At 42.3% G+C, this 18,757-nt stretch carries 14 protein-coding genes and 4 tRNA genes; 7 read left to right on the forward strand and 11 right to left on the reverse strand.

Going from position 1 to position 18,757, the window contains the following annotated elements; all coding sequences use genetic code 11:
- Positions 1–557: 557 nt before the first annotated feature.
- From I3252_RS12935 to I3252_RS12975, 9 genes are all read right to left on the reverse strand, one after another.
- A tRNA-Thr gene (locus I3252_RS12935) sits at positions 558–632 on the reverse strand.
- A 119-nt stretch (positions 633–751) separates the two neighbouring features.
- Positions 752–825, reverse strand: a tRNA-Gly gene (locus tag I3252_RS12940).
- Positions 826–908: 83 nt separating this feature from the next.
- Positions 909–992: transfer RNA gene (locus I3252_RS12945), tRNA-Tyr, on the reverse strand.
- A gap of 67 nt (positions 993–1,059) precedes the next feature.
- Positions 1,060–1,135 (reverse strand) — tRNA-Thr (locus I3252_RS12950).
- Between the two features lie 182 nt (positions 1,136–1,317).
- Positions 1,318–2,814 carry a chorismate-binding protein gene (locus I3252_RS12955; protein WP_238035511.1) on the reverse strand — a complete coding sequence of 499 codons (1,497 nt, stop codon included), beginning with the start codon at positions 2,812–2,814 and terminating at the stop codon, positions 1,318–1,320.
- 214 nt (positions 2,815–3,028) lie between these two features.
- Positions 3,029–4,195 (reverse strand): FHA domain-containing protein, encoded by a 1,167-nt coding sequence (locus I3252_RS12960; protein ID WP_238035513.1) that lies wholly within the window; start codon positions 4,193–4,195, stop codon positions 3,029–3,031.
- Positions 4,196–4,318: 123 nt separating this feature from the next.
- Positions 4,319–5,173, reverse strand: a complete 855-nt coding sequence (locus I3252_RS12965) for an RsiV family protein (RefSeq protein ID WP_238035515.1) — start codon at positions 5,171–5,173, stop codon at positions 4,319–4,321.
- 213 nt (positions 5,174–5,386) lie between these two features.
- Positions 5,387–6,982, reverse strand: coding sequence for a peptide chain release factor 3 (locus tag I3252_RS12970; RefSeq protein WP_238035516.1), 1,596 nt, complete (start codon positions 6,980–6,982; stop codon positions 5,387–5,389).
- Positions 6,983–7,170: 188 nt separating this feature from the next.
- A complete protein-coding gene (locus I3252_RS12975) occupies positions 7,171–8,094 on the reverse strand; it encodes a hypothetical protein (protein ID WP_201552958.1) in 924 nt (307 codons plus the stop codon).
- A gap of 278 nt (positions 8,095–8,372) precedes the next feature.
- Between I3252_RS12975 and I3252_RS12980 the strand changes: the two genes are divergently transcribed.
- The 3 genes from I3252_RS12980 (at position 8,373) to I3252_RS12990 (ending at position 12,888) form a co-directional block, all read left to right on the forward strand.
- Positions 8,373–8,786 carry an organic hydroperoxide resistance protein gene (locus I3252_RS12980; RefSeq protein WP_060490459.1) on the forward strand — a complete coding sequence of 138 codons (414 nt, stop codon included), beginning with the start codon at positions 8,373–8,375 and terminating at the stop codon, positions 8,784–8,786.
- A 209-nt stretch (positions 8,787–8,995) separates the two neighbouring features.
- The gene (gene polA, locus I3252_RS12985; protein ID WP_238035537.1) at positions 8,996–11,974 is read left to right on the forward strand and encodes a DNA polymerase I; all 2,979 of its coding nucleotides are present in this window, start codon (positions 8,996–8,998) and stop codon (positions 11,972–11,974) included.
- 122 nt (positions 11,975–12,096) lie between these two features.
- Positions 12,097–12,888, forward strand: a complete 792-nt coding sequence (locus I3252_RS12990; protein WP_201502019.1) for a WG repeat-containing protein — start codon at positions 12,097–12,099, stop codon at positions 12,886–12,888.
- Between the two features lie 37 nt (positions 12,889–12,925).
- Here the strand turns inward: I3252_RS12990 and I3252_RS12995 are convergent, their stop codons facing one another.
- The gene (locus tag I3252_RS12995; protein WP_201502018.1) at positions 12,926–13,702 is read right to left on the reverse strand and encodes a hypothetical protein; all 777 of its coding nucleotides are present in this window, start codon (positions 13,700–13,702) and stop codon (positions 12,926–12,928) included.
- A 92-nt stretch (positions 13,703–13,794) separates the two neighbouring features.
- Between I3252_RS12995 and I3252_RS13000 the strand changes: the two genes are divergently transcribed.
- The 3 genes from I3252_RS13000 (at position 13,795) to I3252_RS13010 (ending at position 16,835) form a co-directional block, all read left to right on the forward strand.
- Positions 13,795–14,955: a hypothetical protein gene (locus I3252_RS13000; protein ID WP_201552955.1), complete on the forward strand. Its 1,161-nt coding sequence runs from the start codon at positions 13,795–13,797 to the stop codon at positions 14,953–14,955.
- A gap of 251 nt (positions 14,956–15,206) precedes the next feature.
- Complete coding sequence (locus I3252_RS13005; protein WP_238035518.1) at positions 15,207–15,755, forward strand: hypothetical protein; 549 nt, start codon at positions 15,207–15,209, stop codon at positions 15,753–15,755.
- A 294-nt stretch (positions 15,756–16,049) separates the two neighbouring features.
- Entirely contained in the window at positions 16,050–16,835 is a 786-nt protein-coding gene (locus I3252_RS13010; protein ID WP_238035520.1) for an SDR family NAD(P)-dependent oxidoreductase, read from the forward strand.
- Between the two features lie 79 nt (positions 16,836–16,914).
- Here I3252_RS13010 and I3252_RS13015 read toward each other — a convergent pair whose 3' ends face one another.
- The gene (locus tag I3252_RS13015; RefSeq protein ID WP_238035522.1) at positions 16,915–18,216 is read right to left on the reverse strand and encodes a right-handed parallel beta-helix repeat-containing protein; all 1,302 of its coding nucleotides are present in this window, start codon (positions 18,214–18,216) and stop codon (positions 16,915–16,917) included.
- Positions 18,217–18,396: 180 nt separating this feature from the next.
- Here I3252_RS13015 and I3252_RS13020 point away from each other — a divergent pair, with 180 nt between their 5' ends.
- Positions 18,397–18,729 carry a hypothetical protein gene (locus I3252_RS13020; RefSeq protein WP_201555010.1) on the forward strand — a complete coding sequence of 111 codons (333 nt, stop codon included), beginning with the start codon at positions 18,397–18,399 and terminating at the stop codon, positions 18,727–18,729.
- Positions 18,730–18,757 lie beyond the last annotated feature (28 nt).

Here is an 18,757-nt window from a genome sequence, read left to right on the forward strand (position 1 = left end):
GTGGCTTTACGCGTTCAAACTTGGCCTTTGCCATGGGTATTTCCTCTTTTTTTGGTGAATCTTTATCAATCAAAGATCGGTGAATAGCTGTTTGACGGCTCATGATGCATACAGAACCATCAAACCGTTGACGCTATGGCTTATCTACTAAAACTGTTTGATCACTTTACGACTGTATATATGTGCTCAGATCATGCATTTCAATGCTGCACACATAAGTTTAAACATTATACATATTTTTTAATCTAGTGAATATTGCAAGATATTATACATTATCGCTGTTGCACTACTTTATCTCAGTGTAAATCATTAATAATATTGGAGCCTGCCGAACCTAGATGCTTTTATCTTAAATAATTTTGTCTTAGATACTTTTATATAATTACTCATGTATTGATAACTTAATAAATTGACAGCACTAAAAGGCAACACGTCAGTGTCACCCTTAAATATTATTTGCTACACTGTAATTTATAATTTTCAATATTTTGTAATTTCGATATCGACACGAACTGTTTAAAGATGGCAAAGCAAACACAAGAGGTTTAAACAATAAATGGAGCTCATATTGAGAATTGAACTCAAGACCTCTCCCTTACCAAGGGAGTGCTCTACCGCTGAGCTATATGAGCATGTTTTTAATAACCACAAAAAACAACTTATGGATTTACTAAAAAAAATATCACGATACAGCAATACTAAAACTGACTGTCGTGATGATTTATTGGTAATCTTTGCGATGTTGTATATATGGAGCGGGTGGCGGGAATCGAACCCGCGTCATTAGCTTGGAAGGCTAAGGTGTTACCATTATACCACACCCGCAATTACTCTTATTCAAGAAGACTCTAATCGAGAGTCATTAAGTATAAAGAGTATGCTTGGCGCTATGACAAACTTAAAAAATATGGTGGTGGGAGAAGGATTCGAACCTTCGAAGCTTTCGCGACAGATTTACAGTCTGTTGGGTTTGACCGCTCCCCAATCCCACCTTAGGTTGCTTTAAACAAAAATGGCTTTAGTTTAAGACAGATTCATAAAAAGCTACTTTAAGAGAGATGGTGCCGACTGCCGGGATCGAACTGGCGACCTACTGATTACAAGTCAGTTGCTCTACCAACTGAGCTAAGTCGGCTTGTTCTCTTAAAGTGGTGGCTATTCTATCAAATTTTTTGAAAGACGCAAGCCCTTTTTCATATTTTTTATGATTATTTTAATAAAAATATATAAATAGTTGATTATGTTACTATTTTTTTCAAATAGAAATAAGCTGTTTTTTGACGCTGACGGCATACTGTGTGTTTATGACTGGAGTCCCTAGCGAATCCGTAAACCATTACACGCCATTTTTACCGCTTTGACCAACGCCAATGCTTTTTTGTTGGTCTCTTCCCACTCTGCTTCTGGAATAGAATCAGCAACAACCCCAGCACCCGCTTGGATATGAATTTTACCACGGCGCATCACAGCAGTACGAATAGCAATGGCGGTATCCATGTTGCCATGCCAGCCCAGATAACCGACTGAGCCGCCAAATACCGTTCGGCGGACTGGCTCTATCTCGTCAATGATTTGCATGGCGCGTATTTTGGGCGCACCTGATAACGTACCAGCGGGGAACGTCGCACAAAAAACATCCAACGCATCCTTATTGGGCAATATCGTCCCTTCAACATTAGAAGCAATGTGCATCACTTGCGAATAACGCTCGACAAACATCTTTTCGGTGACTTTGACACTGCCATATTCACAAACGCGGCCAATATCATTACGACCCAAATCGATAAGCATCAAGTGCTCGGCGATCTCTTTTTTATCATTCAACAGCTCTTTTTCAAGCGCTAAATCTTCCGCCTCATTTTTTCCACGTCTACGAGTACCCGCCAATGGTCGTACTGTCACTTTGCCATTTTCGATACGTGATAATATCTCAGGGGATGCTCCAATAATGTCGAAACGCTTGTGATCATCGAGGGTGTAACCATGTACCAAGAATAAATACGGCGATGGGTTTAAAAACCGTAGGGCACGATAGACTGCTAATGAGTCGCCAGTATAATCGGCCGTCAAACGCTGCGCAGAAACGACTTGCATGACATCGCCTGCTAAAATGTAATCCTTTATTTTATTGACATCATGACAATATTTCTGCGCGCCTGTTTGTGAGGTAAATGTCGGCGTCGGCATTACGGGTGCGCTCAGATTTGGCATTTCTGCCAGTTTTTCTTCAATTTTTTCTAGTTCGCGGATGGCATTGCTATAGCCATCTTCAGTGTGACAATCAGCATAAACGATGATAGATAACGTATTTTCTAAACTGTCAAAAACAATCACGCTCATTGACAGCATCAGCCACATATCCGGCATTGTCATCGGATTGGGGGCGTCTGACAAACCCACGCTTGGCTCGATAACCCTCACCATGTCATAGCCAAAGTAACCTACTAAGCCGCCGCTAAAGCTCGGTAGCGTTGCAATATCCTCGACTGTTGGCATCTTATATTGCGCCATTAGCTGACGGATATAGTCAAACGGGTCAGCGACTGCATCGACATCGGTATGGTCATTTTTTTTGACGGTCATATTACCATCGGCATACTGCAAAATGAGATCACTACCTAAACCAATCATCGAATATCGTGCCCAACGCTCCCCGCCTACGACAGACTCAAATAAATATGCAGAGCCGCTTAAATCACGTACCTTAGAAAATACAGATACTGGTGTCTGTGCGTCCATTAGACGTTTTTTTATCAGTGGAGCATGACTAAAGCCACGGTCTTTAAAAGCTTGATATTCTTCAAAGTTCATCATAATAATGCTCTCTTAACAAAATATTGGCAAAAGATAAAACAGCAGACTGTTAAATAAAATATAGCGTCAACACTCTATTGAATGTTGACGCTATCAAAGTGGCATATTCGTGAGAGTTACTGGACTATTAGCCGATAGTAGCTAACAATTGGCTAATAATTATACCAAAGCTCGATTGGATTAGAGTATCTCAAACGCACTGGTCAGTACTTGGTTACGCACCGCCCATGTTAAATAACCACAATGCTAACGCAATAATGATGATGGCAATAAACACCCAAATAAACCAACCACCGCTTGGTTTTTTCTCTGCCTGTCCTGCATTGGCTGAATTACTGATAGCCTGATCCATCGCATTATTACCTTCTGTCCCAAGATCACGAGATTGACCTAAATTGGCAGTGCCAGAAAATTGTGCGGTTGCCGCCTGCTTAGCTCGTAGAATATCGGGATCTGCTTCTTCTTGTAGAGCAGTTTTAGTCGTTTTGTCATGCTCTGATTCAACTGCTGGCTTTTCATGTACAGCTGACTGCTCTACTAATAACGTATCATGAGCAGGTGCTGTCGGTGCCGCCTCTGTCGCTGTGACGGCTTCTGGCTGACTTACAGCAGGTTGTGCATCTGCTACAGTTGCAGCAGCGACTGGTGCCGCGTCAGTTGTGTCGGACACGGTATTATCTATAGCCGTTAAGACTTCATCGATACCCGTTTGTTTCACAATCGGCTCCTGAATCGGCTCCTGTAAGACTGGTTCAACTGTTTCATTAACACTGGTCTCAGCTACCCCTACTGAGTCTGCTACTCTATCCGAGGCTGTATCAACAGGTACTGCCTTCACATCAGCTGTCACAGGCAGTATAGCTTCGACGCCCGTTTGCTTAACAATCGGCTCTTTTGCTACTGATTCATGCACAACAGGTTCACTCACCGTCAAGTCTTCGACAGCCTTTGTTTCGGCAGTCGTTTCAGCAACCACTGTCTCAGTCTCAGCCACTGAATCCTCTACTGCTACGGGCGCTAATACATCAGTATCTGTAGCAGCAAGTGGCGCGTTCACCTGAAAGCTGAAACTGGCAAATCCAATGGTATCATCTACCTGTAAAAGGCTCGATGTATTGCCTTCGATACGCTGCTCGTTGATAAATGTGCCGTTCGATGAGTCTAAATCTTTGACATACAATCGACCATCTAAGATGCTTAACACCGCATGATTACGCGATACTTGCTTGCTACCAAGTACCACGTCATTGTCGCTGCCACGACCAACAGACAGGCTGTCATTGACCGTCAACGTTAGGTCACCAAGCGCTTCTGTTAATGCATTAAGTTGCCAAATCTCTGTGTCGACTGTCGCCTTCATACTATCTGTATTGTTCGTCATGCGGTAACTCCTTATTCTTTTATTAAATTTCAAATGGTTTTAGATAAATCATTGCCAATTTTTTAAGAGATTTTACGATTTTTTTAATATAAACCGTAATAAGTTATGCAATGACCATCCGAACTATTTAGGTATAAAGTGCGGCTTTATGACACCGTCGAGCTTACTGTACGGAATACTAAGTACCGGCATACCATAAGCATATGGGCCGATAGCATAATGTTGGTAACGAATATCGATGCCTTTGTCCGTTAGTGTCACATTATTACTTAAGGTAAATGGCCAGTTTTTCTCATAACTGCTGACATCGTCGTCAACCGTTTTGACCCACGTTTTATAAGCATCATAAGCAAGCGTTTTAAAACGTGATTCCTTGCCTGATTGAAGCATATCCTCAAGCGTGATTTGTTTTTTGGTGCCAAGGTCAAATATTAAGTATTCGCTATAAGGCATGCCATGAGCGCCACCAGTAAAGACATAAGTATTGATTTCAAACAGTTCAAAATCACTGACATGACCTAAATACTCAGGCGTTACCATTAGGCTATAAGCCCATGAACTGCCTTCTGGCATATCTACAAACTGTGAGCTGGCAAAGTCATCAATGGCGGCTTTCACCATTGTCTGATTGACTTTCGTTTTGATAGGCGCAGATTCAGTCGGTTTACTATTAACGACTAAATTATTAATACGCGCATTGGCAATATCATTGATCCAATCGTGGTTGGTCTTCAGATATTTGATGTCAATCTCTGGACAGTTATCGCGCTCAACACACTGTGCTTGCACTTTTTTAGGCAGCTCATATTCTAGATAATCCGTGCTACTGATGAGATTACCTGCATTTGCAGGCATCGCGATGCTACCTAGCAGTAAACTGCCGGCAAGCAGTCTCAGCAGACGACTACGACTTGCTGTCATCGATAAATGCGGATTCATTGTTGGCTTATTGATATCAATTTGATTCGCAGCGTTCATATATCCTCTTTCATAAACATAAGATGTTACTTGATATTCTACCGTAACAATGACGATGTATTGTAGGAACACTGTTTGTGTTTTTAGGGTTTTGCTGTCTCCTGCTAACGAATAGCTACCTACCCTCTCTCGTTTAATGCCTAAATCTAAGCTAATAAAAAAGACACGGCTGGCGTGTCTTAAAAGATAAACTAACTCATGAAATAATGGATTTTAATGCTCACGAGTATTACTAAAAGTGACTTCTGGATAGCGATCTTGCATAAGCTGCAAGTTGACCCGTGATGGGGCAAGATACGTTAAATAACCACCGCCATCTAGCGACAACTGGTCATGGGCTTTGCGTTTAAATTTCGCTAATGCCACTTCATCATCACAATGAATCCAGCGTACGGTGGCGATCGATACTGGCTCAAAGATACACTGTACTTTGTACTCTTCTTTGAGACGATGCGCGACCACTTCAAACTGTAGTACACCAACCGCACCCAAGATTAAATCGTTGTTAATCTGCGGCATAAAGACCTGTGTCGCGCCCTCTTCGCTTAGCTGCTGTAGCCCTTTTTGCAAGGCTTTAGATTTGAGCGGATCTTTTAGAATGACACGGCGGAACAATTCAGGCGCGAAATGCGGAATACCCGTAAAATTCAGCTCCTCGCCTTCGGTAAAACTGTCACCGATAGAGATAGTGCCATGATTATGCAAACCGATGATATCACCCGGATACGCTTCTTCTAACGCTTCGCGATCACCTGCCAAAAAGGTCAGTGCATCGGCAATGCGTACGTCTTTACCCAAACGTACATGCTTCAGCTTCATGCCTTTTTCATACTTGCCTGAACACACGCGTAAAAATGCAATGCGATCACGGTGGCGTGGGTCCATATTGGCCTGAATCTTAAAGACAAAACCGCTAAAATCTGTTTCTGTTGCTGCCACTTCACGCTCATTGGTCGGATGCGACTTGGGTGGCGGTGCATATTTGATCAAGGTATCAAGTACCATGCTTACGCCAAAGTTGCCCAATGCCGTACCGAATAATACTGGCGTCATCTCGCCCGCTAAGAACGCCTCAACGCTAAATTCTTCTAACGCCATTTGTACCAGCTCAAGTGACTCTTCGAAGGCATCAAACATCAATTGACCCAAACGCTCACGAATGTCCGGATAATCATAGCCCGCGCGAGTCTCAGAGACTGTCATCTTGCCGCCATTACCTTTTTCATAAAGGTAGGTTTTGTTTTCGGTCAGATGATAGACACCAACGAAATCTTGTCCCATACCGATAGGCCAAGTCACTGGAATACATTTAATTTTTAACACTGCCTCAATCTCGCTAAGCAGCTCAAGCGGCTCACGAATTTGACGATCCAGTTTGTTAACAAATGAGATGATTGGCGTGTCGCGCATGCGGCAGACTTCCATCAGCTTGATGGTTCGCTCTTCGACCCCTTTAGCACCATCGACCATCATCAGCGCGCTATCCACAGCGGTCAAGGTGCGATAGGTATCTTCACTAAAATCGGCGTGACCTGGTGTATCCAATAGGTTGACCACATGGTCTTGATAAGGAAACTGCATGACAGAAGTGGTGATCGAGATACCACGCTCTTGCTCCATACTCATCCAGTCTGATGTCGCATGTCGATCAGTTTTGCGGCCTTTGACCTCGCCTACTACCTGAATTGCCTGACCCCATAATAGTAACTTTTCAGTCATGGTGGTTTTACCTGCATCGGGATGCGAGATAATGGCAAAAGTACGGCGTTTAGCCACTTCTTTGTTTAATTTCTTTGGATCTACGCTCATAATTTTTGGCTTCAACCTTAACTTCAAAAAGGCTGTCTTTTAGACAGTAATCTAACTAAATAGAATAAATAATGAGCGTATTGTAGCGGATTTAGCGTCAAGGTGCAGAATTAGCGCATAAAAAAACACTCCCTAGATAGTTAAATAGAGAGTGTTGGTCAGTTTTTTAACACGATGCTTTTTTAAGATTAATAGTAGCGTTTGATTTGTGCGGCCAAGAAATCTCCTGCGGCTTCATTGACTATCGTACAATCCACCACACCGCGAATACTGTTGGTATTCGGATTCATCACACCTTTGGCAACATAATTTGCTTCATAAATAGCATTTTTATCATCCGTGCCATCGTTATATTCGACACCATTGTACTGATAAGCAGGCTGATTCCGGTATTCAAAGAACGTCACTTGTGCCGCTTTTTGCTTATTGCCTATGCCTACACCAAACTCAGAAGTTCTGTAGCCTCTATCATCGCTAAAGCGGTCTTCAGCTGCATCAATCCACTTATCAAGCGATGTATATCCCGTCTTGTTTTTGTCGTTAAAGGCTAAAAACGAGCGTTCGCTCTCGACTACTGGAATATAGCAAACAGAACCTATCGGAAACTCTGCATTGGCTGGAATCTTAGGATAATTATTTAAGTCGGTGAGAATACCGCGACTGTTATTTATGTTTGTACCAGCGCTATAACTGTTTGCCTGCAAGCCTGATAAGTTAAGCGTCTTATAATTGGTTTCGTAGTCTAGCTTGTTATTACTGTCTTTTTCATAGATAGGGCGTTTGACAGTGCGGTTATCAACTTCAATGTTTTTGTTTTCCAGTCGCCCTTCAAAATTGTCTGATAATACCGTTCTGTCCAAAGTATTCAAACCTTGATTACTATAATTATTAACGATATTTTTTATCTTGATTTCACGCTCACCAGTACGGTAGGTCTCATCGATGCGTGCAATAGCGCTATCTTTCGCTTGCTTATCATAGCTATTGTCAAAGCTGGTCAGCGTAATCTTATTACTACCCGAACCATAAATACCATCATCCTCCCCGCCGCAGCCAGCAAGGGTAAATGTTAGCAAAGAAAGTGCAATAGGTAACACCATTGATTTATTCATCGAATAAGACCTTTATTGGTTAGATTTTTTATCATCTATTTTGGTAACTTTATTTTTTACAGCTATATTCCTATATTACATTAATACTTCTGTTACTTATAGCGATTAAGCTTTTCCTGCGATAGTTAAATGCAGCTAAAGATTCTACTAACAGTTCACTTACAAATCCACAGTATATACTTACGACTGACCTATATTGCTCATGCACTGGTTTGTTATGCTGAATCCCTATCAAAATTTAATGCTTGAACATAAAAACTCACAACAAAGGATATGTTATGAAAACACTATATTCCACCAAAGCAACAGTTACTGGCGGCCGTACAGGTAATGCCAGTCTGCAAGACAGTGATTTGACGATTAATATGGTCGCGCCGGGTTCCAGTAAGGACGGTAATAATCCAGAACAGTTATTTGCGATGGGCTATGCAGCCTGCTTTGATGGCGCACTTGCTGCGGTCAAAGGGGCAGAAAAAGCAAAGTTTGACTCTACCACTGAAGTATCCGTAGATTTAATGAAAGGTGAAGGCTTAGATTTTCAATTAGCCGTGAAAATTCATGTCACTGCTGAAAACACAGAGCTATCAGCGGATGAGTTCCAAAAATTGGTCGAAAAAGCCAATAAAGTTTGCCCATATTCTAAAGCGACTCACGGTAATATCGATAGCGAAGTGACTTCAGAAGTGAGATAGATTTTTAACAATAACAATATCGGCTTTATCTATAAGAGAGCTCAGTGAATACTGGGTTCTTTTTTTATGAGCGTCTGTCAGCAGTAGAAATATCATAACTATCGAGAAGTTCGGCAAGGTCTGATTTTATCGTTATAATGGAAGCATCGTTTTATCTGATATTTACTCTATCTGATACCTAATAATAAGTGACCTTTATGACTGACCATATGACCGACTCCTCCGTAGACAATAACCACAACTCGCATCAAGCGCTTGACCCTAAAGCCTTACCAAATTTTGATACCATGCCCAACGTAGCGACTATGGACACCAGTCACGTGGACAAAAATCAGCCACCTTTTATTTTGGTTGATGGCTCTTATTATCTGTTCCGCACGTATCACGCCTTGCCAAAAACCATGCAAAACTCGCAAGGGCTGATAACGAATGCCATCCGTGGCACGCTCAATGCACTGTTAAAATTGATGCGTCGATATCATCCCACCCATATGGCGGTCTGTTTTGATACCAAATCACCGACCTTTCGCCATCATATGTCTGCTGATTATAAGGCGGCTCGTCCGCCCATCGACATAGAGCTGGTGGAGCAAATTCCTTATATCCATCGCTTGGTAACCGCTTTGGGCATTCCACTGTTACGCATCGAAGGTGCAGAAGCGGATGACATTATCGGCACACTGGCGCACCGTGCGGTCGAGCAAGGTCATCATGTGGTTATCTCAACCGGCGATAAAGACATGATGCAACTGGTCAATGACTGCGTCATATTGGAAGACAGCTTCACGGGCAAAGTGACAGACACCCAAGCGGTCATCGAAAAATTCGGTATTAATCCAAATCAAATGATTGATTTTTTAACCTTGATGGGTGACGCCTCTGACGGCATTAAAGGCGTGCCCGGCATCGGTAAAAAAACCGCTAAAGACTTACTCGTTGAGTACGGTGATATCGACAATATGTTAAAGCATATTGGCTTTATTAAAGGACGCGGCGCTAAAGGCTTGATTGAGCATGCAGAGGAAATTCCATTCAATGCCAAACTGGCCACTATCGTCACAGACTTAGATATCGGTCAAGACTGGAATGATTTGAAAATCGATACCAATCCTTGTGCTCATATAGATGAATTGCGCGAGCTGTATAGCGAGCTTGAGTTTAGAAATGAGCTTGCTTCTCTTGACCACCCAAACCATCCAGCCAATGCTAATGGGAACGGCGTACAAAGTGTTGCAAGTAGCCAAGCAGATGCTGAATCACAAGCACAAATCGCTAAATCGCTACAATCAAGCAGTATTGAGAATGTCCAAAACGGCAAACAGCATGATAGAGCGTGGCATACTGTGCTCGACGAACCAGCTTTTGAGAGTCTAGTCGAATTATTAGAGTCTGCGCCGCACTTTGTCATTGATACCGAAACCACTAGCGTCCATTGGCGTCAAGCACAAATCGTCGGTTTGTCTTTTGCGGTACAAGCGCATGAAGCCTATTACATACCACTGACACATGCGCTAGAGGGTGACGAACTGACGGCTAAACAGCTCGACCGCGATAGCGTATTGGCTCGCCTAAAACCTATCTTAGAAAACCCAAATATCGGTAAAATCGGTCAGCATTTAAAATACGATGCGCATATTCTCAGCCATTATGATATCGATTTATTGGGTAGCATTCATGCTCGTCCCAATAATTGGGCGATGGATACCATGCTTGCCAGCTACGTGATTAATGCCGCCATCACTCGTCATGGTATGGATGATTTAGCACGCCATTATCTACAAACGCAAACCATCAGCTATGAAGATGTCGCTGGTAAAGGCGCTAAGCAAGTCACCTTTGACCAAGTCGCCATCGATATTGCTAGCGACTATGCTTGTGAAGATGCTGACATTACTTATCAGCTATTTGAGGTGTTCAGCGTTGAGCTGGCGAACGATGCCAATAATGCCAAATTGCTACACGAGCTAGAGATTCCAACGGCGGAGATACTCTGCCAGATGGAAGCAAACGGTATCTTAATCAAACGCCCATTTTTAAACGAGCTATCAAAGCGCTTCGATGAAGAAATTATCGCGCTAGAAAAACGCGCCTATGAAGTGGCAGGAGAAGAGTTTAACCTCGGCTCACCTAAGCAGCTCGGTGAGATGCTATTTGAAAAACTCGGCGTTCCAGGTGGCAAAAAGACCAAGTCGGGTCAATACTCTACTGGTGAGGCCGTGCTGTCAAAAATCGATCATCCATTGGTCGATATTACCTTAGAATATCGCGGTCTATCTAAGCTCAAAAGCACTTATACCGATGCGCTTGATAATGTCGCAGATAGCGAAACTGATCGCGTCCATACCAGCTATCATCAAGCACTGACCAGTACTGGGCGTTTGTCTTCGACTGATCCCAATTTACAAAATATTCCGATTCGTACTGCGACTGGCCGCTTGATTCGCCAAGCCTTTATCGCCCCAGAAGGTCGCGTTATTTTGGCGGCGGATTATTCACAAATTGAATTGCGTCTCATGGCACATTTCTCAGGCGATAAAAACTTAACTGACGCCTTCAACGAAGGGTTAGATATTCACGCTGCGACTGCCGCTGAAGTACTTGGCAAGGATGTTGCTGACGTAACCTCGATCGAGCGCCGTAATGCCAAAGCCATTAACTTTGGTCTGCTATATGGCATGAGCGCCTTTGGACTGGCTAAGCAATTGCAAATGAGCCGCAATGAGGCACAAGATTATATCGATATGTATTTTGATCGCTACCCGGGTGTCAAAAACTATATGATCAATACCCGTGCCAGTGCTCACGAGCAAGGCTATGTCGAGACGATATTGGGTCGTAAGCTCTACACGCCTGATATTACTCACAGCAACCGCATGGTCAAACAAGGCGCGGAACGTGCTGCGATTAACGCGCCACTACAAGGCTCAGCGGCTGATTTAATTAAGCTGGCGATGATTGCCGTCGATAAAGTACTGCCAAAAGCGCAAGCCAAAATGCTGCTACAAGTCCATGATGAATTGGTGTTTGAAGTGGATAGTGACAAGGTAGATGAAATTAGCCAACTCATTACCAATGCAATGCAAGAGGTCTTAACGACCACTGCTGTTGAAAAAGGCTGGAACGTGGATTTTGCCGTGCCTTTATTGGTTGAGACGGGTGCTGGCGAGAATTGGGATGAGGCACATTAAGCATTTTTGTAGAATAAAACAGCTCAAGACCTAACGTTTTTATTTTATAGGATATGGGCTGTTCTTTAGATTGCCCATATCATACCCAATCGATAGTATCTAATTCGTAGGAGCTGACGTTGATGACTAAGGATTCCGTTATCAAACAATTATCGACCACACTCATCCTAGCTTTTAGCTTGTCTTTAAGCAATTACGTAATAGCATGCGGATTATTGCCAGGATATAAGTTGTCGAAGGGAGTAAGTTGGGGTGAGCTATGTGACTTTAATGAAGGTTTAGCAAGTGCTCAGAAAGATGGGAAATATGGTTTTATTGATAAACAAGCCAATATCATCGTTCCATTCAGTTATAACTTTACTGCTGAGTTTTCTGATGGACTCGCCATCGTTAAAAAAAATGAACATCATGGATACATCAACAAAAAAAACCAAGTCATTATTCCGATAATATATGATGATGTCAGACCTTTTTCTGAAGGTAAGGCGGCTGTTGAGTACGAGGGTAAATGGGGTGTTATTAATGATACTGGCGAACTTACTATTCCATATCAGTTTGACGAAATCAGGTATTTCTCAGAAGGACTAGCACCTGTAAGAAAGGATGAACTGTGGGGTTATATTGATAGCAGTGGAAAGACTGTTGTACCCTTAAACTATCTGAATGCTGATTCATTTCATAATGGCTTGGCAGTCGTGGCAAAAGAGAATGGTTATGGCATGATAAATAAAGATAATAAAATAATCGTCCCTACGGAGTATGACATGCCTATTTTCATTGATAATTATTACATAGATACTTTTAAGTTTTTGAAAGGCAATAATTTTTATTATTTTGATTCAAATGGTGATCGCTTAGCTGTTAGCAGCTATCTTGACACGATGCCTGAAGTGATACTCGATAGACAAAGATAAATACAGTAACCGCTAAAGATAATAAGAATTTTTCATCTTAACTTTTATCATCTGGCAAGTTAAACATCTGTGTCTGCTCGTTGAACTCTACAATAAAGCTATCTGTACCTTTATCCAGACTAGAGGGTATTGGCTCGTAGTTGTTATCATAAAGACCGTGTTCGTAATTGACAGTGACTTTTAAGGGATAAAAGCCTTGAGTCATAACCCCACCTGTATTGATACTAACATCACTTTCAGCTTCACCATATGACGGTTTACTCATAAGCTCATACGAATAATCTAAATCCAATCTTGCCACTTCTTCGACTTTACCACTTGTCATAGCAGCGTACATACTCCAAGAACAATTGGTTTGACCACCTGCACCGGAGCCACAAAACTTACCTACCCAACCGTACCTATCAGCACCCACTTCTCTTAAATCAAAATCTATCAGCTGACTTCTACCCGCTCCGCCATTTTTTATATAAGGACTGCTTGCAGAGACGACCCAAGAATTGCCTAATTTATAAAGTATAAATAAACCGCCAAGTCCTGGTGTCACTCGTGCACCATCTTCCACCGTATCACCAGAAACCAATACATATAAAGTATCTACTCCCTCGATGTTTTTAAATTCATAATGCTTAGGAGCGAGGCAATAGGTTTCTGAGCCCTCATCATATAAGGTACAACCACGCAACTTATCATAGCTTGAACTGTAATAAACACTCATAATTTTTTCAACAGCTTGCCTAGCATCAAGAGATATTTCAGCATGTGCTGAAGGCAAGACCATCAGAAACAAGCTTACAATGATTAAAACTTTCATATAATAGCGCCTCTATATGTATGTGCTTAACGACCTATGGCATAATACTTTTGTTTGTCCTTTTTAGCTACCCAAAGTAATTGAAGCTCTCCATGATTAAACCAGCAAATCTCAACACCATTACCCTTTACACACTTGCCAGCTTAAGTTTATGCACGCAAGCATGGGCGGATACTACGTCTACCACAGAGCCGAAAGTCGAACCGCTAAAATCTGACACGGCTTCGTTATATCATGATGCTAACTCTAATCGAGATGAAAACCTCAATCAATTTGGTTATCGATCTCAACCTACCGAAACAACTGCCGAGCAGTCTGCTCCATCAGTACAAGGAGCACAAAATTGGACGGACGAACGCCGTGAAGAGGTCCAAGAGCAACTGCATGAATGGGCACACAAAATGGACGGTTGGTTCGGCGAACCGGATCCCAAAAAACCCGCCAAAGCCAGTTTACGAGTTGTACTAGATACCCGCTGGGTCAACGATCCACAATCAGGCAGTGACGTGAGCGTTGAACCTAGGATTCGCGGCCGCTTACGATTGCCAGTGTTAGAAAAAAGATTAAGTCTGATTATCGGTGATGAGGATTTGGATGAAGATACCTTCTTAAAACAGAATGTGACGGGCGATACTTACCAAGCAAGTACCAGTAACCAAGATGGACTCGTCAACAGAAGAAAAACGCGGGAAGACAATGGTTCTATCGCCCTACGTTGGTCACGTTTTAGTCATGAGGTTGAGCAGCAGTTAGGGGTCAAAACAGATATCGATGTCGGGGTTCGCTCGCTCGATGACTTATACGTAAAAGTGAGCGCCGATAAAGACTGGTATGACAATAAAAAATGGACTGTCACTAGTGATAGTTACTATCGTTATGGACTCGATAGTGAGCACTATGCAAAAGGCGGGCTAAATCTGCAATATGGCACAAATGCTGAGCGGTTCATCAATAATCGCACCGCCATCCGTTATCGCAATCAAGACAATGAAGAAAGCACAGTCTGGAGCAACGACCTCAGACAAGTGCACTATTTGGGCAATGAAAAACAGTTGGCTTATGGTGTCTCTACTGGCGGTTACTTTGACCATGATAAATCAACATTAAACAGCTATGGCCCTGCTATAAGCTACCGCCAACCTGTCTGGCGAGAGTGGCTTTATGTACAAACAGAGCTAAATTATTACAATGATAAAACAGCGGATAAGGACCATTACCCGTCAGCATTATTACGGATGGAAGCCTTATTTTAACCCTACTATCTATTGAATTGGTTGTATCATCATAGGTATAAATAGCCGATAGCAATGTGCACAACAAAGAGCATTTGTTTGCTTGTATTAACAATGACATATGACTCATTAGTTATATTAAATAACGTTATAGCGCTGACATTGGCGTTATAATAGCGGTCTATTACGTTACCTGTAATTAAATAAATTTCGGTCTAAAGTGAGCCTTTGTGCTCACTTTTTTTATTTTAAAAAATCAGGAGGTTTTTATTTTGAGTTCAGATGGCATCATCGAAATCCCTGGCATTATTATTTTATTCGCCTGTCTGCTACGTTGCGTGCAGTATTTAATACAGAGCTCTGCCACAAATACGTTTAGACAGATTCGAGCTTTTTGGTTGGCAGCGGTGCTGGTATTCTTTGCTGTGATACGCCGTGAGTTAAATTATCTACCAGACTTATTGGTTCCCACTGACTTTGTGTTGTTCAGCCATTCTTATGACTGGTGGGAAGACCTCGTCCTGACCATCGTTTATCTGCTGATCGTTGGTTTATTGGCTTATTCATGGCGTTATCTTTGGGTAATATTAAAAAAAGTACCCGTTTCTTTGTATTTTAGCGTCGCCGCCTTGGCATTATTAGAATATATGGGCGAAAACGCCATTATGATTCCCGAAGCTTTGGGCGTCATTACAGAAGAGCTGTCAGAGACTGCTATTTATGGCATTGCCTTGATTTATTTGTGGCGCTTAAACTTAAACGAGTACGACTGTCAAGCAGAAGAGACGAGCGAGCTGCATTGTCAAACGGCTTCACACTAACGCAGAGTGTCTCTGCTAACAGTGATAACTACTCGTTATATTAATCACCATGCGCTCTACATCAATAGTTATACTCTCTAGTAAAATATATTTAGACGAATTTGTTATACTACAGTCGGTTCAATTTAAAAATAGTACAAGGCAACCGAGTGTAGATGTATATTTAATACCTCAAGCGAGGCTAATGCATTAATATTATTATAGTGGAATGGCTATAATAATAAGTCCGAGGGATAAGCATCCTAATATACGACCTCGATTTACTCATGATTAATAACGATTAAGTCACTTATTATGAATATATTGATTACAGGCGCATCACGTGGTATCGGCTTGGCCACCGCCAAAAAGCTGGCGGAAAAAGGCCATCATATTGGGTTATTTGCGACCAATACTGCGACCCTAGAAAGCGCCATTAAAGACAAATCTTTTAAGAAAGCCGTCAAACAACAGCGTGTTATCACAGGTCAGCTGGATGTCACCCAGCCTGACTCGTGGGACAATGCGATCAAGCAAATGATTGAACATTTCGGTGGTATTGATGCACTCATTAATAATGCTGGGGTGCTGGTCAGTGGCGCATTACCAACGACCAATCTAGATGAGCAACTGGCGTTAATTGACGTCAATTGTAAAGGTGTTTTGATTGGCTGTCATAAACTGGCGCCTTATCTGGCGGATAGCAAAGACGGCAAAATTATCAATGTGTCCTCTGCTTCTGCTATCTATGGTCAACCCGAAGTCGCGACTTATGCGGCCAGTAAGTTTTTTGTGCGGGGTCTCACAGAAGGCCTCAATATTGAGTACGAAAAATTAGGTATCAAAGTGATCGATGTGATGCCGCTGTGGGTCAAATCTGACATGACTGCCGACATCGAAGTGACCAGTATGGATCGCTTGGGCATCCATCTAACGGTCAACGATGTGGCCAAAACATTGTGTAAATTGACCACCAGTCCCAATCGTAAACTCAAAAGTACGCATTACTCTGTGGGCATGCCAGCAAAACTCTTTCAAGCAGTCTCGCAAGTCACGCCAGATTCTGTAATCCGCTGGGTCAATACCAAGGTTGGTGCTTAAAGGTTGGTGCTTAATAGCAACATCACCTATTCGTTATACTGTTGTTTACCGGTAACGCTTATTTAATATAAAACCACACTTACGGCTGCTCAATATGAGTAGCCGTTTTGCTTGCCTCACGAATTTTTATGGCTTGCTCAGCAGTCTTATCAATGAAAACATTGTTGCTGATAACCGTTTCTTTTATCGCCCCTGCTGCGCTGTCTTCTCGAATCTCAGAACCAACGCTAATCGGTAAGTTCACATCAGCAGCGAATTGATTACCAGCTATTAGCGTGCCATCGTCCTCCACGATAATGCCCTGCTCGACTCGCTCAAATCGATTATCGATGATCTGATTGTCCTTAGCACTGTCTAAATGATAGCTCGCAAATGGAGTTTGCTTAAGCAAATAAGCACCGCATTCAAAACCTTTTAGATTGCGTGACTGTCTTGACGCCACCCAAACCCCGACTGGCTCGTCGTTAAAAGTATTGCCACGAATCATATTGTCACGGCTCGACTCGGTACGCTTAAAATGATTGCCCCGCGTACTGTCATCAGCATGCTCAAAGCAATTGCGATACAGCAAAATACTGCCTGCCCCATTATGGATAAATTGATTGTTTTCGATACGGTTATTGCTCGACGAATCCACGGCAATGGCCTCACGATTGGGCTTAAAGGTACGGAAACCATTACCGACAAACACCGAATTTTGAATTGCATTATCGCGGCTACCAAATTCCAGATATAACCCAACGGTGCCTGCGTTTTGAATACGTATTTTATCAAAACTCACGCCATGCACATGATCGCCGACGAACATGCCACTATTGATACTGTTTTGACTACTCACATTAATCACACGAATATCGCTTGGTGCAAGCGCGCGATTGGCAGCAGGGTCTATCAAGCCGCGCGCATAACGCTGGTTGGGCTGGCTATATTGGCGAATATGTAGCGCATGACCATAACCATCCACATGACAGTTGGCAACGGTAATATCTTCGATAGCGCTATCTGTTTTGGGCTTAATCATAATTGCGCTGGCCGTTGACGCATCATCAGCGCGAGTACTGAGTAGTGTGCCTTGACAATCAAGTGAACTATGTGAATCATTCAACTCAAAGCGTATCGACTTGGCTGTCAAATCACAGCTTGCACTGAGTACGCTGTGACCTTTTACCTTAACTATTTGCTTCGGCGTTAATTGTGCGCAGTCTATGGTTGTCGTGGCTTTTGGCAATTTGGCATCGATAATTAACGGCTGTTTTAAATCAGCATTATCCAAGCTACTATGGGCGCTGCTACCAGAAAAAGGTACACCTTCACAAGCCGTCAAACCTATTGTGGCACTGATTAAGGATATTGTGACGAACAACCTACTACTTGATACCATCGTATATTTCCTATTTTTATGTCTATCTTGTACTTGTCTTACATTTAACTGTCTTACATTTTTTGAACATCCTGTGACACCTTACTACTATTAGCAAGCGTCATAACACGTCACAATGTTTTTAATAAATAAAATCAGTCACATCCATTAATAATAACTATCGATAATAAGGAAACCATAATGGACCATTCAAAAAGCCCATTACCAGAAGCAATGGATCACATTGAAGGTGATACGGACATCAATAATAACAGCCAAGAAATTGATTTGGCTGACCCTATGTTGCATACCATTGATAATGATGATGTCATTGACAATAGCGCAGGATTCGACAACTCACAAGCCGGAAGTGATGCAATTCAAGGGCTAACCCCTATCCATCATCAAAATATAGACGAATCGCGAATCGATGAAGTATTAGTGGACGATAATTTGGATGACAGCGATTACCCAGATATTGTCGATATCGCTGATAGAGATGCGGCGGAACGTAGTAATGATGACGATTTTTAACCACGCTCTTTCATGATAAAAAAGCTTT

It is taken from the genome of Psychrobacter sp. Ps4, assembly GCF_022129285.1.
Classification (GTDB): domain Bacteria; phylum Pseudomonadota; class Gammaproteobacteria; order Pseudomonadales; family Moraxellaceae; genus Psychrobacter; species Psychrobacter immobilis_A.

Bases quoted from the DNA above. Each gene is read 5' to 3' on its own strand.
- I3252_RS13000 (WP_201552955.1), top strand. From the start codon at position 13,795: ATGATTAAACCAGCAAATCTCAACACCATTACCCTTTACACACTTGCC.
- I3252_RS12995 (WP_201502018.1), bottom strand. From the start codon at position 13,702: ATGAAAGTTTTAATCATTGTAAGCTTGTTTCTGATGGTCTTGCCTTCA.
- polA (WP_238035537.1), top strand. From the start codon at position 8,996: ATGACCGACTCCTCCGTAGACAATAACCACAACTCGCATCAAGCGCTT.
- I3252_RS12965 (WP_238035515.1), bottom strand. From the start codon at position 5,173: ATGAACGCTGCGAATCAAATTGATATCAATAAGCCAACAATGAATCCG.
- I3252_RS13015 (WP_238035522.1), bottom strand. From the start codon at position 18,216: ATGGTATCAAGTAGTAGGTTGTTCGTCACAATATCCTTAATCAGTGCC.
- I3252_RS13020 (WP_201555010.1), top strand. From the start codon at position 18,397: ATGGACCATTCAAAAAGCCCATTACCAGAAGCAATGGATCACATTGAA.
- I3252_RS12975 (WP_201552958.1), bottom strand. From the start codon at position 8,094: ATGAATAAATCAATGGTGTTACCTATTGCACTTTCTTTGCTAACATTT.
- I3252_RS12960 (WP_238035513.1), bottom strand. From the start codon at position 4,195: ATGACGAACAATACAGATAGTATGAAGGCGACAGTCGACACAGAGATT.
- I3252_RS12970 (WP_238035516.1), bottom strand. From the start codon at position 6,982: ATGAGCGTAGATCCAAAGAAATTAAACAAAGAAGTGGCTAAACGCCGT.
- I3252_RS12955 (WP_238035511.1), bottom strand. From the start codon at position 2,814: ATGATGAACTTTGAAGAATATCAAGCTTTTAAAGACCGTGGCTTTAGT.
- I3252_RS12990 (WP_201502019.1), top strand. From the start codon at position 12,097: ATGACTAAGGATTCCGTTATCAAACAATTATCGACCACACTCATCCTA.
- I3252_RS13010 (WP_238035520.1), top strand. From the start codon at position 16,050: ATGAATATATTGATTACAGGCGCATCACGTGGTATCGGCTTGGCCACC.
- I3252_RS12980 (WP_060490459.1), top strand. From the start codon at position 8,373: ATGAAAACACTATATTCCACCAAAGCAACAGTTACTGGCGGCCGTACA.